Genomic DNA, 26186 nt, shown 5'->3' with positions numbered 1-26186 from the left:
CAAGAATTATTGTTTTTTTCAATTCTATGATTAATGATAGATTCAAGTTCGAAATCTTATTTTTTGTGTTCTACCACCATATCTAAAATAAATTTCTCCATTTTTTATATGGTTATCTTTCCCTTCATCTTTTTTTGCAATTATGGGTTTTACATTTGCTTCAGTAATTTTAAATACCCCAAAATTTAAATTATTAATTTCCATTAATTCTTGTTCCCATTCAATATGTCCCGAAAAAATATCAAGTAAATAACCACTAATTTTTTCTGGGTCAATTTTTTCAAATTGATTTTCTGATTGGTCAGAAAGTCCTGTTGCTTTTCTTGGACTATCAGTAATCCCAAAAATCAGATAACCACCTTTATTATTAGAAAAGGCAGAGAAGTCTTTGAAATAATCCGCTAAACCAGCAAAATTAAACTGTTCTTTAAATTCAACAGTTTGACCTTCTCGATGATACAGATTTCCATTTGCTTTAATTCTCAATAATTCAACAATTTCTTCTCTGTCTATCATTTTTTTTAAATTGCAGGTAACGGTCTCGTGTATGATTTCGTTGCGTGTTTAAGCATTAAAGTTAGCAAACAAATCACAGATAGAAAATTCCAGCGGAATTTTCGTAAGTAAGCTCTAACTAGCAATGAATTATACACATTGTTGTAACACGTTTTTTATCTGAATAGATTTTTAATTCGTTCAAGTATACTTTCATTAGATGTTTTAAAATTGTCTTTAATAGATTCAGAGTATTTTTTTTTAGTCCTAAAAACTTTAAAATTCTGTTCATAAACAGATTCCGTATATTCTTTTCCTATATGTTCAATTCCATTCTTGTCAATTAATATCGTTTTACAATACAAATATCGATATCCAGTTTTACCCATTTTGATTACCATAAAACCTTTCTTTATAAAGTCAGATTCGAAATTTTGACTTTTTAATGTTTTATGTACAGTCTCTTTTAATCTTGGTAATTGACTTAAGATTGGTTTTATTTCGAGTTCATTTGGCGTAATTGTATTATTCCAAAAGTCAATTGTTAATTCACTCACATTTTTTTCAGATGCAGCATTGAAAACCCAATCAGCCATATATCCTTTACTATAATAAAAAGTCGTACTGAAAAACTGTTGAGTTATAGTATTCGGCAATCCTTTCAGTCTATTTATTTTAGGCAATATTGGTTTTTTTTAAATGTGTTACAACGGTTCGTGTAAGGTAAGTACGGGTTTGAGTGCGGGGATTTTCCGTAGGAAAATCGGAAGCAAGCAAACACGAACAGCCTTTAGGTTAAGCCATAAAAGTAGTATTTATTTTACACATTGTTACCAACCGTTATTTTTATTCACCAAGTTAGCCGTTTCGTATATCAATCCGCCGCAAAGATTGCGCCTTGCTTTGGTCAGTCAGAAATTGGTTTTATAAATACTTTGATTTGCCGTAATGTTAATCAGTCCGACGTAAGAGTTGCGCGCTTATTTGGTCAGAATGTTATTGTGATTTTATATCCGCTAACTGGTATAGTTTTTAATTTTAGAGATCTTTTAGATTCTATTTTTTTAGAGCAGAGTGGGATGGTTGGTAACGGTTCGTGTAAAGTAAGTACGGGTTAGTGTGCGGGGATTTTCCGTAGGAAAATCCGAAGCAAGCTAACACGAACAGCCTTTAGGTTAAGCCATAAAAGTAGTATTTATTTTACACATTGTTAGCCCACGTTATTTTATTTTTCTCCATATGGCTTTGCAGCTCCGCAGAGTTTTGTTTTATGTGCTACTATTGATTTTATTTTTTGTGCGTTACGATTTGCCGTTTGCTATATAAATCCGTCGTAAGAGTTGCGTTTTGCTAAGGTCAGAAAATGCTTGAGTAATCATTTTTTAATCTTTTACGTATACAGTTTTGCCGCAACGTAAAAGAGTCTGTCGCAAGAGTGTCGTGTTGTGCTTTTATCCGAATTCGGTTGAGTAAGTAGGAGAGAAGCGTTGTTTTTTTACTTTTAAACCACTTTTAAGCAACTTTAGGATTTTTTTTCGAGCCGAGTGGGCATGTGGGCTAACGGTTTTGTGTATGGCTCGTTGCGGGAAATCCGCGAGGATTTTCCGCCGTGACCGAAAGATAGCAAATTGCAATGAATTCCGAATAGGAATTCAGCCGCAATGAGCTATACACGTTGTTGTGGCTAGTTTTTCTTTTTAATAATTTTCACAATTCGGTTAATTATAATTTCCGATAAATTCCATTCATATCCTTCAAAATCTGTTGTGTTAATAAATTGAACGACAACCGCATCTATATCTTTGTGGTATTCTGCCAAACTTTGATAACCAACCACTAAACCGCCGTGATTATATTCGTAAGGATAGATTTCTTCTTCTCCTTCTTCAAACACCGAACCATCATTTAAGGCTCTAATAAAGATGGCAACATCTTCTGCTGTTGCCAACATTCCATTATCACGTGCCTTAAAGTCTTCTTCAATTCCTACATAATATCCGCTCATCACATCTTCCAAATCCACTTCAGATATCGAAAAGTAGGTGTTTTTCAACTCTATGGGAATTAATATTTTTTCTTTGATATAATCATTGTGATTGTATCCTAAAACCTTATCCAAAATCCTACGAAGTAACAAATAATTCGTGTTTGAATATTCATATCCTTTGTCCGGTTTAAAACTAGCAGGTAAGTCTAAAGCAAACTCTAAGGCATTTTTGCCATTTTCTTCTTCGTTTTCCCGTAACGCTGGATTGTCGGTAAAGTTTGGAATTCCGAGACCGGTGTTGAATCATCATTTTTAATGTGATTTCATCGGCATTTTCTATTCTTCCTTTTAGTTCGGGAAGATAATCGGTTAATGGTTTATCAAAAGACAAACGCTTTTCTTTGACCAATTTCGTAGCTGCTACAGCTGTATACAACTTACTAATACTAGCAATTTTGAACAATGATTTTGGGTCGGCTGGAATTTTCTTTTCTCTATCTTTCCAACCGCCAGTATAGAACTGGGGTTGTTTTCCTGCTTGGTCTACGTAAACAATCATACCATCAAAACCATAACCTATTGCTTCATCTACTTGTTCTTGAACGGTATCTCGGTAGCGGTAAAATCCAAGCCTTTACCAAAATCCAAGGGACGAAAAATAATGAAACTACGGTTCCAATAAGCAATAATGCTCTTACAATCCATTTAGCTTTTTTATTTTTTATCATTTTTCTGTTTCAGTCTTCTTTTTTGTGTTTGGTTTTATAATTCAGGGTGCGCTTTCAAATTAGCCACAACGGTTCGTGTATGATAAGTTGCGTGTCAAGCAACTAATTTAGTAAACTTAGACGTACCGGAGAAAATTCCGAAGGAATTTTCTAAATAGGCAACGACCAAAGCAATTAATTATACACCGTGTTGTGTGCAGTTTTTTATTTCAGTCGTTTTTTAATATCCATTCTCTGATGTAAAATCCTAACGATTTCAACAATTTCATTTTCGACTTTTCTGTAAAAAATCAGATGCGATTTAATTTTCGTTACTCGATAGTTTTTTCGAGTTTGTTCTGCGGATTTTCCAGTCAGATAATTATCCGCTATAAATTCAATCTCTCCAATTATTAGGGCATAATATCTGTCGGCTTGCTCTTTAGACCATTTGTGGAAAGTATAAACCCAAATGTCATTTAAATCATCTATCGCTTGTTTACTTATTCGATATTTGTTTTTACTCATAAGTTTTGGCGATGTAACTCAGCCAGATTTTGTTTTGGGTCAAAATTTTCAACAAATCCGCTATTTTCTCCAACTTCAAGAGCTTTAATCAGTTCTCTTTCCTTTTTTTCTTCACGTTCTAATAAACGTAATGCTGAACGGATAACTTCGCTAACCGAACCATATCTTCCGAATTTACTTCTTCTCGTATAAAATCCTCAAAATGATTTCCTAGTGATATTGATGTGTTTTTTCCCATTTTGACTATAATTTACTCAAAGATACCAAATCTTGGTAACGTAGCCAAATTGCACACAACGGTGTAGGCTATGAGTAGTTGTGGTGTTTTGTAATCTTTTTTTCAGATAGGGAAGTTATTGATTATTTGTAGTCTTTTTCAAATGCTTAACCCTCTACACAATTACTTATAGCCATTGTTGGCAAATCGTTTTTATTTTTTGTAAATCAATGAGTTTTCAATTCCTTTTACGGTTTGTAACCAACCTTCGTCATTCAACATAAACATTTCAAGAGGCAGGTCCAATTTTTCTCCCTTCATTGAATTTTGAATTGTTCCAATACAAGCTGCTCTTGAATTGTCAGAATAAGTGTCAAGCACAAACCCAAGCATTAAAATGTTTTCATTGTTTCTAACCATTGCATAATGATATACTTCATTTATGACACTTACTTTTGAAAAATTACTTTGAAATTTTTTCAATAATTTTTCTGAAATCGGTTTCATTGGTGTTCCTACTGTAACTTGCGTTTCTTCTTGAATTGTTTCCGTTTGAATATTTTCTCTGTTTCGTTCAAGCACAAACATTGTTGGCATATCTGAATCTATAACAACTCTGTCAATTCCGTTTGCTTGACAAAAGTCAACGACATCTTTTCCTTTCATTGCCGTATATTCGGTAACTTTTCCAGTCCATTTCACAAGATTTTCTGATGATGTAAAAGCTCCCGAACTTTTAGTCCGTCTTGGTCGAAAACAGAAGTAAGTTTTAATGTCGAACCCTTTTCCAAAGTTTCCCAATCGTTTTTCGGTGCTCCACCATTTATAGATGACAATACTAACATAGAGTTCCCATACATTATTTCCTCTATTGCTTTTCTGTAATTCTCTTGAGTTCTGTTTTTGCCATATTTTTCCAATAACCTAATCAATTTCGTGTTATCAGGATTTTCATTAGTTTCGGAAACTTTCTTTTTCGTTCCAAAAAGTTTGTCAAATATTCCCATTCAGTTTTCGTTTCGTATAAATGTTTGCCAACGGTTCGTGTATGATAAGTTGCGTAGTTTGAGTGCGGGGATTTTCCGTAGGAAAATCAGACGCAAGCAAACAAGCAACTACCATTGTGCTAGCCCAAAATAGCAATTTTTTATACACCGTGTTAGCCCACGTTATTTTATTTCATAACAGTTGGATTTCCAGTTTCGCAAAGTATTGTTTTACAGATAGCTATTGATTTTATATTTTGAAGGTTAAGATATGCCGCTTTTAATAGCAATCCGCCGTAATAGTTTCGTGTTGTTTAAGTCAGAATACGGTTGAGTAATAAACTTAGAGCGGCATCAGCTTTTTACATCTATCTTTGCCGCAACGTAAAAGTGTCCGTCGCAACAGTGGCGCGTAGTGCTATTATCCGAAATCGGTTGAGTAAGAAGGTGAGAAGCGTTGTTTTTCACTTTTAAACCACTTTTAAGCAACTTTAGGATTTTTTTTCGAGCCGAGTGGGCATGTGGGCTAACGGTTCGTGTAAGGTAAGTACGGGTTAGTGTGCGGGGATTTTCCGTAGGAAAATCCGAAGCAAGCTAACACGAACAACCTTTAGGTTAAGCCATAAAAGTAGTATTTATTTTACACATTGTTACCAACCGTTATTTTAATTTACCCAGTTAGCCGTTTCTTATATCAATCCGCCGCAAAGATTGCGTATTGCTTTTGTCAGTCCGAAATCAGTTTTTATGTATTTGATTAGCCGTAATTTAAACCAGTCCGCCTTAAGAGTTGCGCCAGGCTTAAATCCGTTTTTATTATAGCGTAGGAGTGAGGTTTGTCCGACGTAAGATTTACACTCTTATTTGCCGAGAATGTTATTGTAAAATTTTATCCGGTAACTTTAGTGGTTTTTATCCTTAGAGATTGTTTAAGAAGTGTTTTTTTTTAGAGCCGAGTGGCATGGTTGGTAACGGTTCGTGTATGATAAGTTGCGTAGTTTGTATGCGGGGATTTTCCGTAGGAAAATCAGAAGCAAGCAAACAAGCAACTACCATTGTGCTAGCCCAAAATAGCAATTTTTTATACACCGTGTTAGCCCACGTTATTTTATTTCATCACAGTTGGAACTCCAGTTTCGCAAAGTATTGTTTTACAGATAGCTATTGATATTATATTTTGAAGGTTAAGATATGCCGTTTTTAATAGCAATCCGCCGTAATAGTTTCGCGTTGTTTAAGTCAGAATACGGTTGAGTAATAAATTTAGAGCGTCATCAGCTTTTTACAACTAGTTTTACCGCAACGTAGATCAGTCCGACGCAACAGTGTCGCGTTGTGCTTTTATCCGAAATAGGTTGAGTAAGTAGGTGAGAAGCGTTGTTTTTTTACTTTTAAGCAACTTTAGAATTTTTTTTCGCGCCGAGTGGGCATGTGGGCTAACGTGATTGTGTTGATTAGTGGCGTGTTTAAGCACCTAATTTAACAAATAAAAACCGGATAGAAAATCCGCGAGGATTTTCGTAAGTAAGCGAGAACCAGCCATTAATTATACACGGTGTTGGCAACTGGCATTTTACTTTTTATCTTTTTTTATTTCAGTTTTATTTTCTTTTAACATTTTAATTATTGGATATGTTTTATCCCATTCAATTTTTTTGTTAAAATAATACTCTTCTGAAATATCAGCCTCAATTTGATTTATAAAAGAATCAACCCATTCATAATATTGCCAACTATTCGTTTTGAATAAAGAACTTAAATGAAAATGAATTTCAATTTCGTATGTTGCTATAAATGCAGGTTGGTCATTGTTATATTCTGACCCAAGATAGTATTTTCTATATTCCCAAGGAATATATGTGTTTATTCCGCTAATTATTGTTTTAAGATTAATTGTAAACCTTTCAGTAATTAGAGAAATAGAATTGTCAGAGTTTCTCTTTAATTTACTGTTCTTTGGTAATTTTAAATCAAAGTGACTAAACATTACTCCGTTCTTAAAGCTTGAAACAATTTTACCAGCAGACTTTTTCTTTCCTTTTTTCTTTATCTCAAAAACTCCATCTATTTCATCGTCTGATATAAACGATTCTCTTTGTTCCATTGGTTTTGAGAACAGTTCTAAAAATCTGTTGTTAAGAAGAACGTCTCGGAATGTCATTTCTTTCATATTCAACGAGTTCATCTTTGTCAAATTTTGAGTTATTAAAATAAACAGATAAATGGCTGGATAATTTTTCTAGTAAATAATATTCTGACGCTTCATTGATAATTTCAAGAAACTTCATTCCTTTTTTAAAGACATTTTCAAAGTCAACTTTATTCCAAGTCTTTTTTAATGCTTTGTCTTCTTTAAAAGCATATTTTAAATTACTAGCTAATTTGTTTGCATAATCATAATTGTCAATATCTATAACTTTCTTTTCTTTTTTATCTAAAATGAAAAATCCTTCAATTTTTTTTGAGAATTTTTTTCTTCCAAAAAACTTATTGAGATAAAAAATAAATCCAATCAGTGTAAGTATAGAACCTATTATGAGAAATATTAGATTTTTATATTTGAAGTCGAAATATTCAAATATACTAGAAGCAATAAAACTTATTCCTAGTCCTATGACGATGGCTGCTGCAACTAGTTCAGCGAGATTCTTTTTATTATTTAATATACTCGATAAAAATTCCGTTCGATGATTGTTCATTCTTTAGGGTTAGTTGATTTTGCTTGTTGCCAACGTTGATGTATAAGATTAGTTGCGTGTTTTAAGCACCTAATTTAGCAAATACAAACTGGATAGAAAACCCGCGAGGATTTTCGTAAGCAAACTCGAACTTGCAATTAATTTTATACGGTGTTAGCTTGCGTTTTTTTTCAGTTGTTCCGTATTAATTAAAATCAATATTCCTCCAATAATAAAGCCACTTATCAGTCCTCCAAAATGAGCAGCATTGTCAATTCCGCCTAAAAATCCGAATAATAAACTTACTCCAGCATAAAATCCTAATAGCATCCAAGTCATTCCACGCATATAGTTGGGATAAATCTTAAAAACTGTAAAGGCTAAAATTAGTCCATAAAGCCCGAAAATAGCACCGAGACGCTCCAACACTAACTGTATTCTCGTGCCAATAAATACTCGCTAAACTTGCAAGTATTCCGCAAACAATGTAGATAATTATTAGTTTTACAGAGCCAAGAACCTTTTCCAATAAACTGCTACCAAGTCCAAGTCCGATTAAGTTCATAAACAAGTGTAAAAGTCCACCGTGAATAAACATAGAAGAAAATAATCTCCAATATTCTCCATTCATAACTTCAAATCGTCGATTTCCTCCAATTTCGAGCAATTCTTTTGGCGTAGGTGAAACTATATTTAGTCCGTCAAATGTCATAATTAGGAAAACAATGATATTTAGAAGCAATAAAATTGCTGTGGCTTTATTTTCACCCATTGGATTTAAAAAGCCTATCATATCTTTTAAATCATCTTCTTTTAATGGTTTATTCTTTTTAAAATCGTTTAACTCCTTTTCGTCAATTTTTGGTATTAATACCATTGCTAGAAGTATAAAAGCTCCAATTCCAAAAGAGCCGAAAATCCAAGGGAACGAATTGCCAAGTCTTTTTTCAAAAACATCTTTTTTAGGTACAAGTATTATTTGTTTCTTTTCGTTTATATTAGGTTTTTTTTCTTTGATTGCCTCTATAAATCCGTCTCTGTCGTCTGAATATCCAAGTCGTTCAAAATATTCTACATCTTGAAAATCATAGGTTTTAAATTCTTTCTCTGATTTGTTTATGAAAGTTCTATACTCTGAATTTTTCCTTTGTTCATTAATTCTATTGCTTACATTCTTATTATATTCAACTCCATACCAAATTGAACTTGTATTTTCGAAAGGACAAGCGAGATATAAGTAAAAGTTCAAATTATCATTATTTCGCCCGAAGTTCTCGCAGTTACATAAGGAAGACTTGAGTTTTGGTCAATATCAAATGAAGCTATTTTGAAATATTTTTCCTTTTTTAATTCTTTTACTTTTAAGATTGATGATATTTCGTTCAAGTTAAAAGAACTTTTCTCAATGTAGTTTTGACTTATAATTATTGGTACAGCTATTGCTGCTGCCATAGCAAATTGATATCCAAAATATCCATTATCTCTTTTACCCCTTACATTTAAAATTCGAATCCTTCTTCGTAACCAAATGAGTATTGGAATCCAGGGAAGAGCGAAAGGAATCCAAAAATTCAACAAGTTTTCCTTTAAAGGTAAAATACCTAGTTTAATATCTAAAGTCCAACGAAAAAGGTTGTAAAAAAGAATAGTTCCTATCGAAACTATTAAAAATGGAATATATACTTCTTTAAGTTTTGTCTTAGTATTGTTCAATTCTCAATGTTCGTTTTAAATGTTCGTTAAGGGACATCCTTTACACAAGTTAAAGATTAGACTTTACACTAAATTAGTTTCTAACCTTGTTGATTGTTGTTTATTTCTCAGATGTCTCTCATCAAAGAAACCTAAAAGTACATTTCTATAAAATACTTTCCAAATTCCATTTCCAATATCTTCAATAGCGACATATTTATCCATTAAAGCAGCAGTTACATATACCCAGTAATAGGACTTCCATCTGATAGAACCATTCTTTGTAACCTTAAGCACTTTGTATTTAGAATCATAGTCAAAATTAGGGATTCTTTCTGGGAATGGTCTCGGTAGAAAAATCATGGACATCAGCTGGTGTTTTCATATCTAAAGCTTCATGTGGTCTTATGTTATTATATTCCTTTACAAAGTGATTTAAACGTCTTTGTTGCGCTTTTAAATCAAAGGCTGAGGGTTTTGCACAAGCAGCCTTTAAATCACGATGCATGCGTTCATGCCTGCCGTTTTGTTGCGGGTGTGCAGGATCAGAAAACACAGGAGCAATTCCAAGTTCAATAAACCAATACGAGAGTCTTGTATAGCGTTGAATAGCTCTCACAGAACCAAAGGGACTCCCATTGTCTGTGTGGATTTGTTTAGGTATGCCATAAGTTCTAAAAACCCTTGTAAACTCAGCTTTAGCAGACTTTAAATTTTCTTTATAATGCCCTTTAGCAGTAAACAAAAAACGGCTTTTAGAGTCTGCAATGGTTAGAGGATGACAATAGATTTTATTACCCATTAGAAATTTCCCTTTGTAGTCTGCGCTCCACACTTCATTACATGCTTTTGGATCGAAAATAGGGAAGACTGGCTTGACTCTTCTCATTCGTTTTTGAGGACAAACTAAACCGTTTTTCTTGAGTATATTATGAACAGTAACGATAGAGGGTACTTGGTCGATAGTAAACTCTTTAAACAACAATTCTCTGATTTTTTTAGCACCCCGTGAGCTTGTGTTTTGCCTTTAACTTTAAAATGCTTTCAACGATATTTTCGCCTGTAGCATTAGGATGATTAATGGGGGCTTTAGATAGTCTTTTTAAGCCTTCAAAACCTTCATTTTCGAATCTACTAATTAACTTATAAGCTGTTGGTCTAGAGATTTCAAAGTTTTTGCACAATTCTGTTATGGTATATTTTCCTGTACGCCATTCACAGATAAATTCAATTTTTTGTTCCATAGTTGTTGTTTCTTTCCAAGGCATGATAATTTGATTTTGATCTCAAATTACAACCTAAAAAAGTGTAAACTATGTGCCTTTAACTTTGTAAACTATGTGCCTTTAACGTACCTAAATGCAAGCTAACGTGATTGTATATGGTTTGTTGCGTGTTTTAAGCACCTAATTTAGCAAATACAAACCGAATAGAAAATCCGCGAGGATTTTCGTAAGTAGGCTATAACTAGCAATAAATTATATACGGTGTTGGCAACAGTTTTTATTTTTAATCTCCTTTTCCGACTGGAACTATAACAAAAGCAAAGTCAATTTCATTCGGTACGCCATAATCAGTCAAATATTTTCCTCCAAGTCCACTAACTTGCGATTTTTTGTCCTCAACTTCAAGTCCATAGGTTTCTCCGAACGTAAACTTAACTCCATTATCTAATTTAAGAGTATCTGTGTCTGAAACATTAAATACTTTAAATTCTCTCGGTTTTATAATTAAGTCTTCTATAATTCCAATATTTTCATTCGTTTCGTTGTAAAGAAATACTTTATATTTTGTACCTGTTTTATTGTATTTTGCTGGAATTATTGAAACTTCAGTTCCTTTTTCGATAAAGATGTTTCCGTGCGAATCAGTCCATTTTTTTTCTTTAGGCTTTTCCATTGGGTCAAAACCGTACATAAACTTATTGAGTTGACCATTCGAGCTTTTCAGTCCGACAATATCCATTAATTCCTCAAAATACATACAAACTCTTTCCCTGTCTTCGGTATCTAATTCCGAGATAAATGTCTGCAAACCTTGAAAGTCCAATTCTGATTTTTTCTTGATATTTTATATCAGTTGGGTTTTCAGATTCGGAAACAGTTTTAAAATCAGTCGCAACTTGGTTTATTTTTTCCGTGAAAATTGGTCGCATTTTTTCGTCTGCAATTCCAGGATAGTAATTCGGATAGGGTTGTTTTATGAACTTTTTCTTTGCAATGAATTCTGTAAACATTTCATTCGCATTTTCAGGTGTTTTCATTTCAGTTGCATTTTGTCCGCAAGCAGATAATGTCAATAGGATTATTAAAATTTGAATGTATTTCGTCATTTTCTCAAATTGTTGCCAACGGTTCGTGTAAGGTAAGTACGGGTTAGTGTGCGGGGATTTTCCGTAGGAAAATCCGAAGCAAGCTAACACGAACTGCCTTTGGGTTAAGCCATAAAAGTAGTATTTATTTTACACATTGTTACCAACCGTTCTTTTAATTTACCCAGTTAGCCGTTTCGTATATCAATCCGCCGCAAAGATTGCGCATTGCTTTTGTCAGTCCGAAATCAGATTTTGGTATTTGATAAGCCGTAATGCTAATCAGTCCGCCATATGAGTTGAGCCAGAGTTAAATCCGTTTTTAGAAAAGAGTAGGAGTGAGTATTGCCCGAATTAAGAGTTGCGCTCTTATTTGCTGAGAAAGTTATTGTAAATTTTTGACTGCTAACTTTAGTAGTTTTTATCCTTAGAGATCGTTTAAGGAGTATTTTTTTTAGAGCCGAGTGGCATGGTTGGTAACGTGATTGTATAAGATTAGTGGCGTGTTTAAGCACCTAATTTAGCAAATAATTACTAGATAGAAAATCCGCGAGGATTTTCGTAAGTAGGCGAGAACTAGCCATTAATTTTATACGTTGTTGGCAACAGTTTTTAATCTTTTTGTTAATTCAGATATTGTCATTTTCTGAATAATATTATTCGTATTTGCACTTAAAATATCGTCATTTTCCAATTTTAAAGTCATTAATTCCGATTGTTCTTTTAACTCAAGTAAAGATTCGTTTTTCTGTATTTCCACAAGTTTTGTATCAAATCTTTTTTTCAGAGTTATTGTTCCGTTATTATTTAGCAATTCAAAACCTGCATAGTCAATTAAGCGCTTAATTCCACTTAAAAACTTAACTCCTAAAATTCCGATTGCTATCATTCCGATTTCTGTGATTAGGGAAAATATACTGAATTCACCTTCGCTTGAAAATGAACCAATCAGACCTAAAATTCCGAAAAATCCAATTAAACAAAATATTGTTCCCAAAACAATCGCAACAATATCCACTAAAACAGCTTTGTCAGTTCGGGTAACTTTAATTGAGTTGCCGAATTTGTCGGCTTTAAAACCAAGATTTTTTAAATAATCAAGATTTTCAATTTCAGAAATTTTTTCACTAATAGTGTTTTCCAAATCTGTGATATTCTCTTGAATATTTCGGTGATTTAATTCCGCTTTTAAATTTAGTTGAGATTGGAATGTCAACTTTTTATGAATTGCTAAAAGTTCAATTAATTCTCTATCAGTTTTTTCTTTGTACATAGTTTTTCTTTAATTGTTGCCAACGTTGATGTATAAGGAAAGTTGCGTGTTTGTGTGCGAGGATTTTCCGAAGGAAAATCAGAAGCTGGCAAACGAGCAACTAACTTTGGTTTAGCTAAAACTAGCAATTTTTTTTATACGGTGTTAGGCAACGTATTTTATTCAGTTCCTCTGTATTTCGCATATCTTGTTTTCATTTCTTGTTCAATTCCTGTGCTGTCCCCAAATCCACGAATTCCTTTTAGTGTTTCTCCGTAATTTGGGTGAAGTCCACCTTTACAAATTATGTCTTGAATGTCGTCTTTGAATATTAATACACCACGTTGGTAAATATGTACTATCAAAACGCCGATTGGATATGGTTCAATATTATTCTTTCTACGAACATAGTTGTATCCAATTAGTCGTTCGTTTTGGAATCCATAATTATCGGTCAAATTTTGAAATTCCATTAGAATTGCGGTAGCTCCATCAATCAATTCTTGCAATGTCATTTCAATTTTTTTCGTCCTCCATTCGTGATATTTACTATTAAATTCACTATCTCGATTCAATAACGAGATTAATTTTTCCCGCAATTCAGAGTTTAAGTTTTCTCTATAATAATTGGAATAATTTTCAAATTCATAGTTGAATTTTTGATACCAATTCTTTTTTTTATATTTCACGAAATATCGTAATGGAACTCCACCTTGAGCAAGTTTTTCTGCAATAAAACCAGCCCACATATCGTCATTCGTTTTATTTGCAGTTACTAATGCAAAACTCAAATCGTGTCCAAGAGGAAAGTCAGTTTTGGAAAAGGCAAGCTTGAAATTTTTACTTGCTTCTTTATAATTTTGTTGGGAATATTCTTTTTTTGCTATCGCAACTAACTGATAATATTCTGCATATTCACATTCTTGCGCTGACAAATTTGTCATCAAACCAAGGAATATCAATGTTAGCAGAATTTTTTTCATATGTTGCCTAACGTTTTGGGCTATGGTTTCGTTGCGTGAAAATCCGCGAGGATTTTCCGCCGTAAACCGAAGATAGCAAATTTGCGAGGACTTTCCGAGTAGGAAAGTCAGAAGCAATGAACTATAGCCGGTGTTGTGCTTAGTTTTTTTGTTTTTTAAGTTAAAATCACAGAGATTACTCCTAAAAATCCGAATCCAAAAAATGAAATTAAAGTCAGATTTTTTAATGAGTTTAATTCCGTTAACTTATTTTCTATTTTTTTTTCAGACTGGCTTAGTTTTTTCCGTTCCGATATTAAATCAAAAAAATTAACTCGATTTATTCCTGCATTTGGTCCAAAGTCAATTCCGTTTTCGTTCAGTAATTTTTTATAGTTTAATATTAAATTATCACTCAATTCATGATATTTTTTCCAAGTCAGATATGCAAATCGTCCAAATCCAATAATTGCAAAAATCACAGGAATATAATCCCTCATTGGTTTGTTGAGTATTAAAATCAGAATCAAACTCGTAAGAAGAATTACTAATAATTCAGTTCTATATTTTCTACTTTTCTCCATTTCAGAAATTAAGCACAACGTTTATGTGTAAGGAACGTTGCGTGTTTGAGTGCGAGGATTTTCCGAAGGAAAATCAGATGCTAGCAAACAAAGCAACGACCAAACGATTTAACTAAAATAAGCAATGTTTTTTACACGGTGTTGTATGCAGTTTTTATTTTATTCGGTTGAGTATTATGAAATCATAATCTGTAAAATTTTCAGGTCTTATTCCATTTGAGCCTCTTGCAAACATTATACGGTCATTTTCTAAAACGTCTATTATACAAGGCCAAACTAACTGTCTTTCGGTTTCTAATTCCGTAAATATAAGGTCAACCGTTATGGGTGATTTATCATAATCAACTTTATAACTCAAGCTAAATTTTTTTCCGTCTTTTATGAATTCTTTTCCGCCTAATAAGTCTGTTCCGAACTTGATATACGCATAGCCTTCTTTGTCAAATGTAAAATATCCAACATCATTTTTATCCGTCCCTTCCCATTCTCCAATTAACTTGAAGTCAGATTTGAGTTCAAAACGATTAAAAGAGATTAATGATAGACTAATTACTAAAGTTAATATCAGTTTATTCATAATGTCCGGTCAAATTGCATACAACGGTCTCGGCTATGAGTAGTTGCGTGGGTTAGTACCTAAATTTATAAGTACGCACCAAGTTGGTAATTCCGCAGGAATTTCCAAAGTAGGCGAGAAAAAGCAATTACTTATAGCCATTGTTGTGCATTCGTTTTTTATTCAATTATTAAATTCACTCTAACTTGTCCTTCATCTAAAAAGTCACGATTGAAAATCCTTTTTCCAATTATTTCTTTAGACTTTTTTATATCATTTAAATCTCCGCCTAATTCAAGTTTATATTTGTTGGATTCAGTATTATTTTCCGATTCCAAAAAGTCGGAAACGTGTAAATAGTATTTGTCCAAAACATCTTCTAAAGGATATTGATTATTGCTATCATCGGATTCCAATTCGTAAGCGATAGTTATTCGGTATTTTGCGTCATCGTCGTCATTCAGGTCTTTATAAATTCCGTTCTCAACGAGCTCATACAGTTCAGTATTTTCATATTTCTGACTTTTTTCCAATGAGATATTTTTCATAATATTATATTCCATTCGAAGTTCTTGATTAGAAGACGAGTCAGATATTTTTTCTTTTTTACCTCCAAATAATTTATCAAATATTCCCATTCAGTTTGATTTTAGTTCGGTTTTCTTAAATGACGCACAACGTTACGTGTAAGGATAGTTGCGTTGATAAGCCACTAAAATAGTAAAAATGGAACGAACCGAGAGGAAAATCCGTTAGGATTTTCCGAGTAATAGAGAACCAAGCAATTATTTTTACACATTGTTATGCACAGGTCTTTATTTTTGTAATCATTACTTCCCGTGGATTCTTCCATTTAAAAACTTCGGTTGGCGTGAAATTTAATCTTTTGGCTATATCGCGGAAAGGCATATTTTCAAATGTTCCATATTCATATTTCCAATATTCAATATTTTCAAGATAATAATTTTGAGTTCCAATTGTTTTGCGATCACCATCAGTCGGCAAAATATTTATTTCTCCAATATATTTCTTCAATTCTTTAAAATCTAAGATTATATTTTCGTAAATAAATTGGCTGTATAGGTTATCCAGGAATACATTTTGAAAATTTTTAATGTCAGAAGCTTTGAGATCCGGAATTATAAGAGAAAATTTAGTTTCAGCGTTTACAATTAGCCAACACTTTTTTCGGTTGACATAGAAAACAGTCCCATTCCATTTTCCGAGTTTTGAGATCGATTCTATAGTTGGTTGGCTTACATACTTTGACACAAGTTTTTCAAGTTTTTTTGATATGTAAATTGGTGTTGTCATTCACTTGTGCATAACGGTTCGTATAACCGCAGTTACGGGTTAATATGCGTTAATTTTCGGTTTAGGCAACGACTTTAGCAATTCCGAGTGGATTCGGACGGAGTCGAATCCGCCGTAATTGCGGTTATACATTGTTGGCAATAGTATTTATTTCCATTTTTTTATATCTCGGAATTAATTCCGAAATTATTTCAGTGTCTGAAATAAAAATAACTTTATTCAGTTCAGATTTTTTACTTGTTTTATATACTTTAATATTCAAAAGTTTATTTTTTGAGTCGTAATAAAAATTTATTGTATCAGTTTCTCCGAGATGATGTCAATTTAAATTTTGGATTAAGTTCTTTTACAAGTTTATGAAATCGATGATTATCTATTGCTTGTTTACTTTCAATTTCTATCATTGTCACGATATTTTCAGTATTGTAATTGAATTTAATTGTTTCCGATTCATTTTGTTTTTTAACCTCAAAATGGTTTTCAGCTGTTTGAGATTCTGATATGTTTTCGATTCTGAATTTCTGTTGAACTTCTTCGTAAGTCAAATTAATTTGTGAAAAGCTAATTAATGATATAAATAAAGATATTATTGTGATGATTTGTTTCATGTTCATTAGGTTTCGATATTATTGCCAACGGTTCGTGTAAGGTAAGTACGGGTTAGTGTGCGGGGATTTTCCGTAGGAAAATCCGAAGCAAGCTAACACGAACAGCCTTTAGGTTAAGCCATAAAAGTAGTATTTATTTTACACATTGTTACCAACCGTTCTTTTAATTTACCCAGTTAGCCGTTTCGTATATCAATCCGCCGCAAAGATTGCGCATTGCTTTTGTCAGACCGAAATCAGTTTTTATGTATTTGATTAGCCGTAATGTAAATCAGTCCGCCTTAAGAGTTGCGCCAGGCTTAAATCCGTTTTTATTATAGCGTAGGAGTGAGGTTTGTCCGACGTAAGATTTACACTCTTATTTGCCGAGAATGTTATTGTAAAATTTTATCCGGTAACTTTAGTGGTTTTTATCCTTAGAGATTGTTTAAGAAGTGTTTTTTTTTAGAGCCGAGTGGCATGGTTGGTAACGGTTGGTATATGAAACGTAGCGTCTAAAAAGACACTAATTTTTCGGATTATACACGAGGCGAATTTTTAATTTTTATATTTTATTTTTCTGTTCTAAATATACAAAATTAAAAATTTGGCGTACTTTGTAAACACACAAAAACCTTTCGGAAATCCTGTGACAGCTATGTTTTATATACATTGTTGTACACAGTATTTTCCCCAAGCCTTTGATTTTAAGTACTTAATATTTCGTTTATGCAATTACTTTTAGTTTCAAATTTGTCCAATTTCAGATGGCAGATACTAAAGTAAATAGACAACCAACTTACTCAAAAGTTTTCTTCTCAAATGTTTCTTCTGCAATGTAATGGAACACTCTTTTTTGCTTGGATGAAGCGTTGGCGTAAAAGTGTGTGGAATGGTAATTTATAGACTAAACTTTAATGCTATCTAAAGATTTTTTCTTTTTATAATTTCGTCCGTACCACAATAGAATTCCAGTTACTGGCAAACTTGCAACGAGTAAACTAACTAAAAATGCAATAATTTTGCCCACAATTCCTCCTATTGCTCCAATATGTATGTCATAATTCATTCGTAGTATTTTGTCAGCAACTTTGGTGTTTTCATACTTTCCATAAATGGTTTCGGATTGTATTTCGTTCAATGTGTTTTGGTCAAAAAACAAAAAGTCTGCATCGTAGTGTAAACCTTTACTATTGCCTACTTCGACATAAATTGCATCTGAATTGGAATGTGGATAATGTATTTCAAAACTTTCCGCATTTGGTTTTTCTTTTTCGAGTTTAGTTAAAAGGAAATCTATTGGTAAAACATCAGTTATATTTACAAGGTTTTCACTCTGATTTTCAGGTATTAAAAAAGTGGGATTTTTTTCTCCACCTGCCGATTTATAAACGACATATTGAAGCCAATCATAGGACATCATTGAACCCGTAAATGCTATGATTAACGCAAGTGAACAAACATAAAACCCTATAACTGTATGCAAATCGAAATTTTTACGTTTCCAACGTGTTGTTTTTTTCCAATCAAATTTTAAACGCTGTTTTAAGTTTTTACGCTTTTTAGGTAACCATAAAAAGAAACCGAAATAATGATTAAAAGAAAAATTAAAATCGACACTCCAACTACTTGTTCGCCATTATCTTTTGGTAACCAAAGTCGCATATGACCTTTTAAGATAAAAGCAAAAAAACCTGAAAGGTGGTCGTCAATTTGTATAATTTCTCCTGAATACGGATTTAGAAAAACACTTTGGTAAAACTACGGTTCTGCATCATAAAAAATAACTTCAATAGCATCGTCATTTTTTCCAAAAATAGTTCCGTGAACAGAGTTGTTTGGAAATATTTTTTTAGTAAGTTCTTTTGCTTCTGTTGGTGTTAAATTAGATTCGATTTGTGGTGCTACTTTTTTATAATCATCATAAAGGCTTTCAATTTCTTCTTTAAAAGCCCAACAACAACCTGTAATTGCAACAATGAAAACAACAAGTCCAGTCGCAAGTCCTAAAATTTTATGTAGTTGAAAAAGTATTTTTTTAAATGACATTGTTTTAAATTTAAAAAGAGCAACTATTAAAATAAGTTGCCCTTTTGACTTTGACTAATTAAAATTTATATGAAATATTTGCCAATAATGCTCTTGGTGTTTGTGGATTTATAGTTGACCAACCTTTGTAATATTCTTTATTAAATGCATTGTTTAATTTTAACCCAATTCTATATTTATCGGCTTGATAAAATACAGATGCGTTTGCAACTATATAACTTGGTAATGTAAAATTGCCTGTTGTCGTGTAGTTCTTTACAAAACGCTCACTTGCACCATTAAAACCAAAGCCAGCACCAAAACCATTTAATTTTCCTTCTTGAAATTCGTAATTTGCCCAAAGATTATAAAGTGTTTTTGGACCAGCTTCTAAAGGTCTTTTATTTAAAATTAATGGGTCGTCCGTTTTTGTAGTTATACTTTCGTTATTACTATATCCAGCTCTTATATTTAACCCTTTAAGTGGATTGGCATTGATTTCTATTTCTACACCTTTGCTCTCAATTTCTCCACCTTGAATTCTATTAAAAGGTGAATTTGGGTCAATGATAACTCTATCTTTTACTTTAATATCGTAATAGCTAATAGTTGCGTTTAAACGGTTATTAAAGAAATTTGTTTTCAATCCAAACTCTAATTGATTGGCTTGCTCCGGCTTAAAAGTTTCTAACCTTTGTGGACCATCTTCTGGATTTCCTACTAATTGAGGTGCAACATTATTAAAGCCATTTTGATAGTTAGCAAAAACAGATAATTTGTCTTTTATTAGTTGATATAGTAAGCCAAATTTTGGCGAAAAAGCTGTTTGTACAAAATCGTCTTCTGTATTATTCAAATCTCCTTTATTGTCAAAACGGTCTAATCGTAAACCTATCATTGCAGATAGATTTTCTGTAAAGTTCACAACATCTGAAGCATAGATGCTATAAATATTATAAGAGGATTTATTGTTTCCAACAGCTTGCGATTCTAAAACACCATCAACTCCAGCAGTTGAAAGTGGAAATAAATCAGTTTCTACAACATCCGGCGTAAAAGGATTGTCTCCATTTGAGCCTCCTTCAAGTGTTATATTTCCATAAAATGCGTAACCACTATTATTACTTGTTTCGGTTGCATTGAAATAGTCTAATCCAATAACGATTCTATTTCGAAGCGATGCAATTTTAAAATCTCCTATAAAGTTTTGTTGAATATCGGTTGTTTGTGTATTTGCATTTTGTTTGCTGATAAAACGAGAAAATGTATCATCGCCTAAAATACCAAATTCAAATAGATACGAGTAATAGCCTTTCGTAGAAGTTGAGCTTTTGGAAAGTAAGGTTTGTGATTGCCAAGTGTCCGACAATTTATAGTCCATTTCAATTCTATAATTCTGTGTTGGATTTAGCAATGTTAAATCGTTGCTTGTAAACGAAAGCTTGTTGTTGTAACCCAATTCCTCAAGATTAGCTGATTCTGTTGGTGCACTTCTGTTCAAGAATAAAAAGGTTGGATTTGTTTGTTCTGCTTGTGTGATTTCTCCGTAAAATGAAAATGAAAGTCTGTTGTTGACTTTATACGATAAAGATGGTGCTACAAAAAATGATTTTCTAAAACCTGCATCTTGAAAACTTTGTTCTGTAGTGTAAGCTGTATTTAATCTGAAATACAAATTATCTTCTTTACTTAATGCAGTATTGAAATCTCCCACGATTTGATTAAGTCCATAAGTTCCGGATGTAAAAGATAATTCTCCACCAGTTCCAACATAAGGTTTTTTGGTAACAACATTTATAAGTCCACCATAAGAACTTACCGAATTTCCAAATAAAGTTGCAGAAGGACCTTTTAGAACTTCAATACGTTCAATATTTGCAGGATTAATTGTTCCGTTTGTTAATCCAGGCAGACCATTTACTAATTGTGGTTGAACAGAAAATCCACGAAGAGCATAATATCCAGCTCCATCTCCACCACGACCAGTTGAAGCCCATAATTGTTCTACTCCTGTTGCATTTTTTAGAGCATCATCAAAATTTGTAACTACTTGTGATTGTAAAAGTTCATTGGTAATTGTACTATACACTTGTGTGTTTTCAATATCTTTTAAAGGAAGTTTAGAAACATATGCTGTTTTCTTTCTCGAAAATTTATTACGTCTTTCTCCTTCAACAACAACTTCGCTCAAGATTTCATTTCCTTCGTAAAGTATAATTGTTTCTAATTTTGTGTTTTGATTATTTGAAACTGAAATGGAAATTTCTCTTGTTTTAAATCCCAAGTAAGAAATTGAAAGCGTGTAGTTTCCGTTTTCTAAATTAGTTATTTCAAACTCTCCATTTTCGTTGGATTGCGTTCCTTTGGTGGTGTTTTTTAAAGAAACATTTACTCCGAAAAGAGCAGTTTTATTATTGTCTGTGACAGTTCCGGAAACTGTTCCGTTTTGTGAAAATGCTAAATTAGTTAGCAAAAATAAGGTTAAGATTAGTAATAAATTTTTCATTGTTTTTATTTAGACTAAATATAAATAATTAATTTTTCGACAAAAATATATTTCGCATTTGACATAGGCAAATTATTTAGAATAAATCTAAATAAAGATTTTTAAGAAGTTGATTTTCTGTTGTTAGTACTGTGTTTTTTTTCTATCGAAGACGAAAAGTAGCAAGTGCAAAGAAATTATCTCGCAGAGTAATTTTTTGCTCTTGCGGGAATTAAGTACTAAATTTTCTGAAAACTTTTTTAGCGAGGAACATTCCAAATAAGCCCATTTTTCATAGGTTTTTGATATTCAGAATGTGATTTGTTATATTGTGTACAACGTGATTGTGTATGATTTCGTTGCGTGGTTTAAGCACTAAAGTTAGCAAATAAATCACAGATAGAAAGTCCGCGAGGACTTTCCTAAGTAGGCTATAACTAGCAATGAATTATACACGGTGTTACCTGCTGGCTTTTAACTTTTCAGTTATAATGTCAAATATTTTTTCTTCATTCCCTTTTCTAAAATACCAAGTGGCATTAAAAATTGTTTCTTTTAATCCACTTTCGTTATAATTCATTTTGGACAATGGCAAATGAGCCAAAATTAATTCGCTAATGTCAAAATTCACAAATGGTGAATCAGATGCCTGATTCCTAATTTTGTAGACCAAAGATTTGACTTCGGAAGTCGTACTGTTTTTATAATATTCTTTATTATCGAATTTTGTAAAGTTATAGTTCATTTTATTTTTTCTTTTCCGAATTCGTTGTTAAAATCACGAACTCTTTTTTCGGGATATTCATATTCTGCGTTCATAAGTAAATCTCTCCAATCAATTCGTGTTAATTCAATCATTTTTTTCAGATGAACAATGTCCTTATTTCCTGTAAATATTGCTGCTCGAACAATTCTTTGACTTCTAAAATCCTTGTTGGAAATTATTAATTCTTGGATACTTCTTTTAGCTTCTCCGAGTTTTTCCCATAATCAGATTCAAGTCTATTTTTTATGTCAATTGGATATAAATTCAGATTTATTGTCTTTTGGTCAATATCAGATTCGCATTTTAAGTCAGTATTTATAACCTCGATTATTTTACCGAAACCAATAGTCCGACTTCCTTCGCAAAATTTGAATTCCATATTTTCATAAAGCCGTTTTGCAAAATATCCAGTTCCTAAAATTGCAATTTCTGCTTTTACTTTTTCTCCAGGTTCAACTTTTTCTTTTCCAATATAAGTCTGGTTTCCTGAAGTTAAGTATTACGGGTAATTTTCAAATTCAATATGTGGTCGATAACCGTGAACTTGCATATCCTTTTCGTCCACCTTGTTCAGTAGATAAAAATTCTAATTCAGCTATGAAGTCAATTTGTTTCACGATGGTTTGTTTAGCTGCAGGTAACGTTCCGGCTATGGTTAGTACGGGAATTAAAAGTAATTAATTTCCGATTAAGCACTTAGCCAAAACTTTTTATTTTGTTTTATCTTTTTTGTACTAAAGCCAAATCAAAAGATTTGGCGGACTTTATAAAAAAACACTAAACTTTAGATTGAACACCAAACCCCGTATTAATTATAGCCATTGTTAGCAAAAGTTATTCTACTTCAGTTGCAATAATAGAATTAGATAAAAATTCTTTATTATTTAACATTTTCATTTTTGGAATCTTATTCAAAAATTCATTTAGTTTTTTAAAATTGTCTTTCTCAGTACTTCTATAACTACTTGCATTGTAATATAATATATAATTCAATTCTATTGTTTCTTTTTTGATTAAGTCATATTTCTCTTTTATTTCTGTAACTAATTTCTCATCCATTACTTGAACATTATGTTTGTAATTTAGTTGAATTTTATATTCTCTTTTTTTACAGAAATTACCATCGAAACGTTCTATTTTTATGTTTTTATAGGTTTTAGATTCATTTGGTTTTATTTCAACCATTTCACTTTTCAAATGTGTTTGGTCATTATCTTGCATTGGTTGTATATAGCCTTCATCGTTAGTTTTACATTTTTTATTTGATGTTATTTTCAAACTATAAGGTGCAACATTAAGTCCGTGAAAACCTAGTTGATTTCTTTTATCATAGTGTTTGTCGAAAAAGTAGTTTTTAGGCTTGATAAAAAATGCAGTACTATCGGTATTGTTCTTTACTATTAAATCTATTTTTAAATATTGTTCGTCAGCCTTATATTCAGCTTTAACTATATTAAATGATAATTCACTTTGTCCAAAAGTAAGTAATGATAAAAAGGAGAATATTACGAATAATTTAATTTTTTTCATTCTAGTGTTTTTTAATTTTTGCTAACGTTTATGGCTATGGTTTCGTTGCGTGAAAATCCGCGAGGATTTTCCGCCGTAAACCGAAGATAGCAAATTTGCGAGGACTTTCCGCGAGGAAAGTCAGAAGCAATGAACTATAGCCGGTGTTAGCCACTGTTTTTTTATTTGTCATTTATTAATTCCGAATGAGTTTTTGCTTTTTGAACATCAACTTTCCATTGTCGGGTAAAGTCATCTTGTTTCAAGTCAGAAATCCGTTCGAGTAAGAAAGTCCGAAGTTCCTCAATAGGCATTTCTTTATACATATTCTTAAACACAATTTTTGTTTTCCAAACATTTGGGATAAATCTTAACCAATTCCGCCATTCTTCAGTCATTTCAGCTTTTCCAATGGCTTTGTATATTTGTCCATTTCCGTCACAAAATAATTTGTCTTTATAATATTTTTCAAAAACCGAATCTTTATTTGTGTAGATATATTCATCGTAACAAACATATTCCATCAAATCTTCGTAATTCCATTTTTTAGTCGATATGTCAATTATTGGAAACGTCATTTTTTAAATTGTGGCTAACGGTTAGTATATGGCAAGTAGGGCAGTAGAAAGCGATAAACTTTCAAGTTTGCTCTGAGCCAAAACGTTGTATTTTGTTTTTAATTTATTCATTCTTAAAAGCCAAATCAACGATTTGGCGGTGTTTGTAAATAGCACTTAACTTTCGTAAACCACCGAACGCCCTATTTGCTATATACAGTGTTGCCCACAGTTTTTTTTAATACGAACTACCTCCACCACCACTTCCGAAACGATTGTTGTAGCTTCTTCAGTTTCAGGTTTCTTGGTAGTCTCGTTTATTTTTTCTGTTGGTTTCTTTACAGTAAATGTTTTCACTTTAGCATCTTCTTTGTAAAAATATATTCCATTTGCTAAGAGAATTTCAAAATACTTGTTTTCATCAATTGGATTATCGGTTGGTGTTAACCAACCTTTCTTAATTGATTCATAAGTAAACAACCAATTTTCATTCATTAATGATTCCTCTGTCAATTCAGTTAAAAGTTCGTCTGTACTAACCGTTGTGTTAATAAGTCCTCTGCTTTTTAAATCCATAGCGATTAACATTGACACATAATCATTAGAAGCAAAAATCCGTTCTGCCATTTTATTTTTAAGTTTAATATTAAACTCAACACACATCCGAGTGCCCAAGCCACTTCATAATTATGACCTTTGGGTAAATGAATATCGATTAATTTTTCGATAATATTTTTAATTTTTCTTTTTGAAATTCGACCAATATTGGATGCTAATATTTCAGTTACTACTGGCAATGTTCTTGGCTCTGTTATTCCAATTTTTAGAATAAGTGATTCGTAAGTGTCCCAGTTTTCATCAAATAGTTGTAAATATTTGAGGACTTGAATTGAGAAAAGCAATACAGAGTCTTTTGGATTCTCGTTTGAATGAATAAGTGAAAGACTTACAAATCTTTCAATGTCTGTCAATTGAGAATTTGCTCTTTTTCTAAAGGTAAATGAACCTAACTCAATTGACCATTTACTGTCAAATGCAAAAGGTGCTTTAGAAATTTTTGTTTTTTCTTCATTAATGTCAAGTTGATATTCTGTTAGAAGAGACTGGATAAATTTGAATGCTTTTTCAGCATCAGCATAACTGTCACAATACAGATAATAGTCATCAATGAATCTATAGGATTTTACATTTTTTAATTTTGCTTGAATTTGTTCGTCCATCAAACAAGTTATTATTTCTGCTATGACCAATGAAGTATCAGGTCCAATTGGTATTCCTACTGTTTGACCAGGAGTTAAGATTTCTTAAATCTTTATCTAAAGCGTTTCCAAGCAATGTCGTATCAGTTCTATTTGCTTTAGCTACAGGTTTTGTGTGAACTAACCAGGGTATGGAGTGTGTGTAAATTGTTCCGTAAAATCTTGATACATCAGTTCTTACTTCATATATATTGGCAAATGATCCATTTAAACGCCTTCTTTTAAATTCACTAAAGTTGTGTTTAGGAATTAATGCTCTATCCTTTTTAGGGTCTTCAATTGGTGAACTTGATGAAATGGTCGATTTTTTTAATATTTCATCAATTTCTGTCCATCTATCCGCAATAGTTGAAGTTAATTTTGATTGGTGAAGTGGATTTGGGATATTTATTATGCGTCTTGATAATTGTACTTTCGGAATTGAAAAAACAACCCAATTAGAATCAGAATATTTTAAACGTTCTCGGTCTTGCAAATGGACTTGATACTGAATTCCATTGTGTTTTAATAATGTCAATTTTATCCGAAAAAGACTTGCTTTCAAATGGTGGTGGAAGTTCTTTGGGGAAATATCCCAACTTTAGCATCTCTTTTTCTGTCATTTATGATGTTTCTTTAATTGTGGGCAACGGTTCGTGTATAAGTTGCGTAGTTTGAGTGCGGGGATTTTCCGTAGGAAAATCAGAAGCAAGCAAACAAGCAACTACCATTGTGCTAGCCCAAAAT

Annotated in this window: 29 protein-coding genes and 3 pseudogenes; all 32 read right to left on the bottom strand. The window is 32.3% G+C overall.

What is annotated here, in order from left to right; genetic code table 11:
- Window positions 1–42 precede the first annotated feature (42 nt).
- The 32 genes and pseudogenes from N7U66_RS05260 to N7U66_RS05105 all read right to left on the bottom strand — a co-directional run bounded on the left by N7U66_RS05260 (window position 43) and on the right by N7U66_RS05105 (window position 25977).
- Entirely contained in the window at window positions 43–516 is a 474-nt protein-coding gene (locus N7U66_RS05260; RefSeq protein ID WP_267677625.1) for an ATP-binding protein, read from the bottom strand.
- Window positions 517–671: 155 nt separating this feature from the next.
- The gene (locus tag N7U66_RS05255) at window positions 672–1178 is read right to left on the bottom strand and encodes a hypothetical protein (protein ID WP_267677624.1); all 507 of its coding nucleotides are present in this window, start codon (window positions 1176–1178) and stop codon (window positions 672–674) included.
- A 1001-nt stretch (window positions 1179–2179) separates the two neighbouring features.
- A pseudogene (locus N7U66_RS05250) lies at window positions 2180–3210 on the bottom strand (serine hydrolase domain-containing protein).
- 204 nt (window positions 3211–3414) lie between these two features.
- The gene (locus N7U66_RS05245; RefSeq protein WP_267677623.1) at window positions 3415–3717 is read right to left on the bottom strand and encodes a type II toxin-antitoxin system RelE/ParE family toxin; all 303 of its coding nucleotides are present in this window, start codon (window positions 3715–3717) and stop codon (window positions 3415–3417) included.
- 14 nt (window positions 3718–3731) lie between these two features.
- Window positions 3732–3955 (bottom strand): annotated as a pseudogene (locus N7U66_RS05240) (type II toxin-antitoxin system ParD family antitoxin); the annotation flags it as partial.
- 192 nt (window positions 3956–4147) lie between these two features.
- A complete protein-coding gene (locus N7U66_RS05235) occupies window positions 4148–4636 on the bottom strand; it encodes a hypothetical protein (RefSeq protein ID WP_267677622.1) in 489 nt (162 codons plus the stop codon).
- Window positions 4633–4941 carry a hypothetical protein gene (locus tag N7U66_RS05230; protein WP_267677621.1) on the bottom strand — a complete coding sequence of 103 codons (309 nt, stop codon included), beginning with the start codon at window positions 4939–4941 and terminating at the stop codon, window positions 4633–4635. The genes N7U66_RS05235 and N7U66_RS05230 overlap by 4 nt, the downstream gene beginning before the upstream one ends.
- A 1552-nt stretch (window positions 4942–6493) precedes the next feature.
- The gene (locus N7U66_RS05225) at window positions 6494–7024 is read right to left on the bottom strand and encodes a hypothetical protein (protein WP_267677620.1); all 531 of its coding nucleotides are present in this window, start codon (window positions 7022–7024) and stop codon (window positions 6494–6496) included.
- Between the two features lie 31 nt (window positions 7025–7055).
- Entirely contained in the window at window positions 7056–7619 is a 564-nt protein-coding gene (locus N7U66_RS05220; protein ID WP_267677619.1) for a hypothetical protein, read from the bottom strand.
- Between the two features lie 153 nt (window positions 7620–7772).
- Complete coding sequence (locus N7U66_RS05215; protein ID WP_267677618.1) at window positions 7773–8027, bottom strand: rhomboid family intramembrane serine protease; 255 nt, start codon at window positions 8025–8027, stop codon at window positions 7773–7775.
- A complete protein-coding gene (locus N7U66_RS05210) occupies window positions 7963–8847 on the bottom strand; it encodes a rhomboid family intramembrane serine protease (protein WP_267677617.1) in 885 nt (294 codons plus the stop codon). The genes N7U66_RS05215 and N7U66_RS05210 overlap by 65 nt, the downstream gene beginning before the upstream one ends.
- The gene (locus N7U66_RS05205; protein WP_267677616.1) at window positions 8844–9311 is read right to left on the bottom strand and encodes a hypothetical protein; all 468 of its coding nucleotides are present in this window, start codon (window positions 9309–9311) and stop codon (window positions 8844–8846) included. Before N7U66_RS05205 ends, N7U66_RS05210 begins: the two co-directional genes overlap by 4 nt.
- Window positions 9312–9612: 301 nt before the next feature.
- Window positions 9613–10179, bottom strand: coding sequence for an integrase core domain-containing protein (locus N7U66_RS05200; RefSeq protein WP_267677615.1), 567 nt, complete (start codon window positions 10177–10179; stop codon window positions 9613–9615).
- Between the two features lie 109 nt (window positions 10180–10288).
- Complete coding sequence (locus tag N7U66_RS05195) at window positions 10289–10558, bottom strand: helix-turn-helix domain-containing protein (protein ID WP_267677614.1); 270 nt, start codon at window positions 10556–10558, stop codon at window positions 10289–10291.
- A gap of 241 nt (window positions 10559–10799) precedes the next feature.
- Window positions 10800–11324: a DUF4844 domain-containing protein gene (locus tag N7U66_RS05190; protein ID WP_267677613.1), complete on the bottom strand. Its 525-nt coding sequence runs from the start codon at window positions 11322–11324 to the stop codon at window positions 10800–10802.
- The gene (locus N7U66_RS05185; protein ID WP_267677612.1) at window positions 11263–11622 is read right to left on the bottom strand and encodes a DUF4844 domain-containing protein; all 360 of its coding nucleotides are present in this window, start codon (window positions 11620–11622) and stop codon (window positions 11263–11265) included. The genes N7U66_RS05190 and N7U66_RS05185 overlap by 62 nt, the downstream gene beginning before the upstream one ends.
- 568 nt (window positions 11623–12190) lie before the next feature.
- Window positions 12191–12874, bottom strand: coding sequence for a hypothetical protein (locus N7U66_RS05180; RefSeq protein WP_267677611.1), 684 nt, complete (start codon window positions 12872–12874; stop codon window positions 12191–12193).
- Window positions 12875–13032: 158 nt separating this feature from the next.
- Window positions 13033–13836, bottom strand: a complete 804-nt coding sequence (locus N7U66_RS05175) for a hypothetical protein (RefSeq protein ID WP_267677610.1) — start codon at window positions 13834–13836, stop codon at window positions 13033–13035.
- A 155-nt stretch (window positions 13837–13991) separates the two neighbouring features.
- Complete coding sequence (locus tag N7U66_RS05170; protein ID WP_267677609.1) at window positions 13992–14315, bottom strand: hypothetical protein; 324 nt, start codon at window positions 14313–14315, stop codon at window positions 13992–13994.
- A gap of 238 nt (window positions 14316–14553) precedes the next feature.
- Window positions 14554–14976 carry a hypothetical protein gene (locus tag N7U66_RS05165; protein WP_267677608.1) on the bottom strand — a complete coding sequence of 141 codons (423 nt, stop codon included), beginning with the start codon at window positions 14974–14976 and terminating at the stop codon, window positions 14554–14556.
- 158 nt (window positions 14977–15134) lie between these two features.
- Window positions 15135–15593: a hypothetical protein gene (locus N7U66_RS05160; RefSeq protein ID WP_267677607.1), complete on the bottom strand. Its 459-nt coding sequence runs from the start codon at window positions 15591–15593 to the stop codon at window positions 15135–15137.
- A 163-nt stretch (window positions 15594–15756) separates the two neighbouring features.
- Window positions 15757–16269: a DUF6933 domain-containing protein gene (locus N7U66_RS05155; protein WP_267677544.1), complete on the bottom strand. Its 513-nt coding sequence runs from the start codon at window positions 16267–16269 to the stop codon at window positions 15757–15759.
- Between the two features lie 124 nt (window positions 16270–16393).
- Window positions 16394–16531, bottom strand: a complete 138-nt coding sequence (locus tag N7U66_RS05150; RefSeq protein ID WP_267677606.1) for a hypothetical protein — start codon at window positions 16529–16531, stop codon at window positions 16394–16396.
- A 37-nt stretch (window positions 16532–16568) separates the two neighbouring features.
- The gene (locus N7U66_RS05145) at window positions 16569–16883 is read right to left on the bottom strand and encodes a hypothetical protein (protein ID WP_267677605.1); all 315 of its coding nucleotides are present in this window, start codon (window positions 16881–16883) and stop codon (window positions 16569–16571) included.
- Between the two features lie 880 nt (window positions 16884–17763).
- Window positions 17764–18905: pseudogene (locus N7U66_RS05140) on the bottom strand (PepSY-associated TM helix domain-containing protein).
- Window positions 18906–18963: 58 nt separating this feature from the next.
- On the bottom strand, window positions 18964–21390 hold the full coding sequence (locus N7U66_RS05135; RefSeq protein WP_267677604.1) for a TonB-dependent receptor: 2427 nt from the start codon (window positions 21388–21390) through the stop codon (window positions 18964–18966).
- 439 nt (window positions 21391–21829) lie between these two features.
- Entirely contained in the window at window positions 21830–22114 is a 285-nt protein-coding gene (locus tag N7U66_RS05130; protein WP_267677603.1) for a hypothetical protein, read from the bottom strand.
- 855 nt (window positions 22115–22969) lie between these two features.
- The gene (locus N7U66_RS05125; RefSeq protein ID WP_267676734.1) at window positions 22970–23665 is read right to left on the bottom strand and encodes a hypothetical protein; all 696 of its coding nucleotides are present in this window, start codon (window positions 23663–23665) and stop codon (window positions 22970–22972) included.
- A 161-nt stretch (window positions 23666–23826) separates the two neighbouring features.
- Window positions 23827–24222, bottom strand: coding sequence for a hypothetical protein (locus N7U66_RS05120; RefSeq protein WP_267677602.1), 396 nt, complete (start codon window positions 24220–24222; stop codon window positions 23827–23829).
- 189 nt (window positions 24223–24411) lie between these two features.
- Window positions 24412–24828: a hypothetical protein gene (locus tag N7U66_RS05115; RefSeq protein ID WP_267677601.1), complete on the bottom strand. Its 417-nt coding sequence runs from the start codon at window positions 24826–24828 to the stop codon at window positions 24412–24414.
- Entirely contained in the window at window positions 24783–25424 is a 642-nt protein-coding gene (locus N7U66_RS05110) for an RNA-directed DNA polymerase (protein WP_267677600.1), read from the bottom strand. The genes N7U66_RS05115 and N7U66_RS05110 overlap by 46 nt, the downstream gene beginning before the upstream one ends.
- Before the next feature lie 34 nt (window positions 25425–25458).
- Complete coding sequence (locus tag N7U66_RS05105) at window positions 25459–25977, bottom strand: RNA-dependent RNA polymerase family protein (RefSeq protein WP_267677599.1); 519 nt, start codon at window positions 25975–25977, stop codon at window positions 25459–25461.
- Window positions 25978–26186 lie beyond the last annotated feature (209 nt).

Source organism: Lacinutrix neustonica (genome assembly GCF_026625145.1).
GTDB lineage: Bacteria > Bacteroidota > Bacteroidia > Flavobacteriales > Flavobacteriaceae > Lacinutrix > Lacinutrix neustonica.
Note: the sequence above shows the minus strand (reverse complement) of the source record. Positions and strands in the feature narration are given on the sequence as shown.

What these genes read in the sequence shown, in the direction of transcription:
- N7U66_RS05170 (WP_267677609.1), bottom strand. Translation starts at nt 14,315, where the DNA reads ATGAGGGATTATATTCCTGTGATTTTTGCAATTATTGGATTTGGACGA.
- N7U66_RS05175 (WP_267677610.1), bottom strand. Translation starts at nt 13,836, where the DNA reads ATGAAAAAAATTCTGCTAACATTGATATTCCTTGGTTTGATGACAAAT.
- N7U66_RS05185 (WP_267677612.1), bottom strand. Translation starts at nt 11,622, where the DNA reads ATGACGAAATACATTCAAATTTTAATAATCCTATTGACATTATCTGCT.
- N7U66_RS05135 (WP_267677604.1), bottom strand. Translation starts at nt 21,390, where the DNA reads ATGAAAAATTTATTACTAATCTTAACCTTATTTTTGCTAACTAATTTA.
- N7U66_RS05130 (WP_267677603.1), bottom strand. Translation starts at nt 22,114, where the DNA reads ATGAACTATAACTTTACAAAATTCGATAATAAAGAATATTATAAAAAC.
- N7U66_RS05145 (WP_267677605.1), bottom strand. Translation starts at nt 16,883, where the DNA reads ATGAACATGAAACAAATCATCACAATAATATCTTTATTTATATCATTA.
- N7U66_RS05180 (WP_267677611.1), bottom strand. Translation starts at nt 12,874, where the DNA reads ATGTACAAAGAAAAAACTGATAGAGAATTAATTGAACTTTTAGCAATT.
- N7U66_RS05120 (WP_267677602.1), bottom strand. Translation starts at nt 24,222, where the DNA reads ATGACGTTTCCAATAATTGACATATCGACTAAAAAATGGAATTACGAA.
- N7U66_RS05115 (WP_267677601.1), bottom strand. Translation starts at nt 24,828, where the DNA reads ATGGCAGAACGGATTTTTGCTTCTAATGATTATGTGTCAATGTTAATC.
- N7U66_RS05230 (WP_267677621.1), bottom strand. Translation starts at nt 4,941, where the DNA reads ATGGGAATATTTGACAAACTTTTTGGAACGAAAAAGAAAGTTTCCGAA.
- N7U66_RS05195 (WP_267677614.1), bottom strand. Translation starts at nt 10,558, where the DNA reads ATGCCTTGGAAAGAAACAACAACTATGGAACAAAAAATTGAATTTATC.
- N7U66_RS05260 (WP_267677625.1), bottom strand. Translation starts at nt 516, where the DNA reads ATGATAGACAGAGAAGAAATTGTTGAATTATTGAGAATTAAAGCAAAT.
- N7U66_RS05155 (WP_267677544.1), bottom strand. Translation starts at nt 16,269, where the DNA reads ATGACAACACCAATTTACATATCAAAAAAACTTGAAAAACTTGTGTCA.
- N7U66_RS05165 (WP_267677608.1), bottom strand. Translation starts at nt 14,976, where the DNA reads ATGAATAAACTGATATTAACTTTAGTAATTAGTCTATCATTAATCTCT.
- N7U66_RS05225 (WP_267677620.1), bottom strand. Translation starts at nt 7,024, where the DNA reads ATGGAACAAAGAGAATCGTTTATATCAGACGATGAAATAGATGGAGTT.
- N7U66_RS05125 (WP_267676734.1), bottom strand. Translation starts at nt 23,665, where the DNA reads ATGAAAAAAATTAAATTATTCGTAATATTCTCCTTTTTATCATTACTT.
- N7U66_RS05200 (WP_267677615.1), bottom strand. Translation starts at nt 10,179, where the DNA reads ATGAGAAGAGTCAAGCCAGTCTTCCCTATTTTCGATCCAAAAGCATGT.
- N7U66_RS05160 (WP_267677607.1), bottom strand. Translation starts at nt 15,593, where the DNA reads ATGGGAATATTTGATAAATTATTTGGAGGTAAAAAAGAAAAAATATCT.
- N7U66_RS05220 (WP_267677619.1), bottom strand. Translation starts at nt 7,619, where the DNA reads ATGAACAATCATCGAACGGAATTTTTATCGAGTATATTAAATAATAAA.
- N7U66_RS05245 (WP_267677623.1), bottom strand. Translation starts at nt 3,717, where the DNA reads ATGAGTAAAAACAAATATCGAATAAGTAAACAAGCGATAGATGATTTA.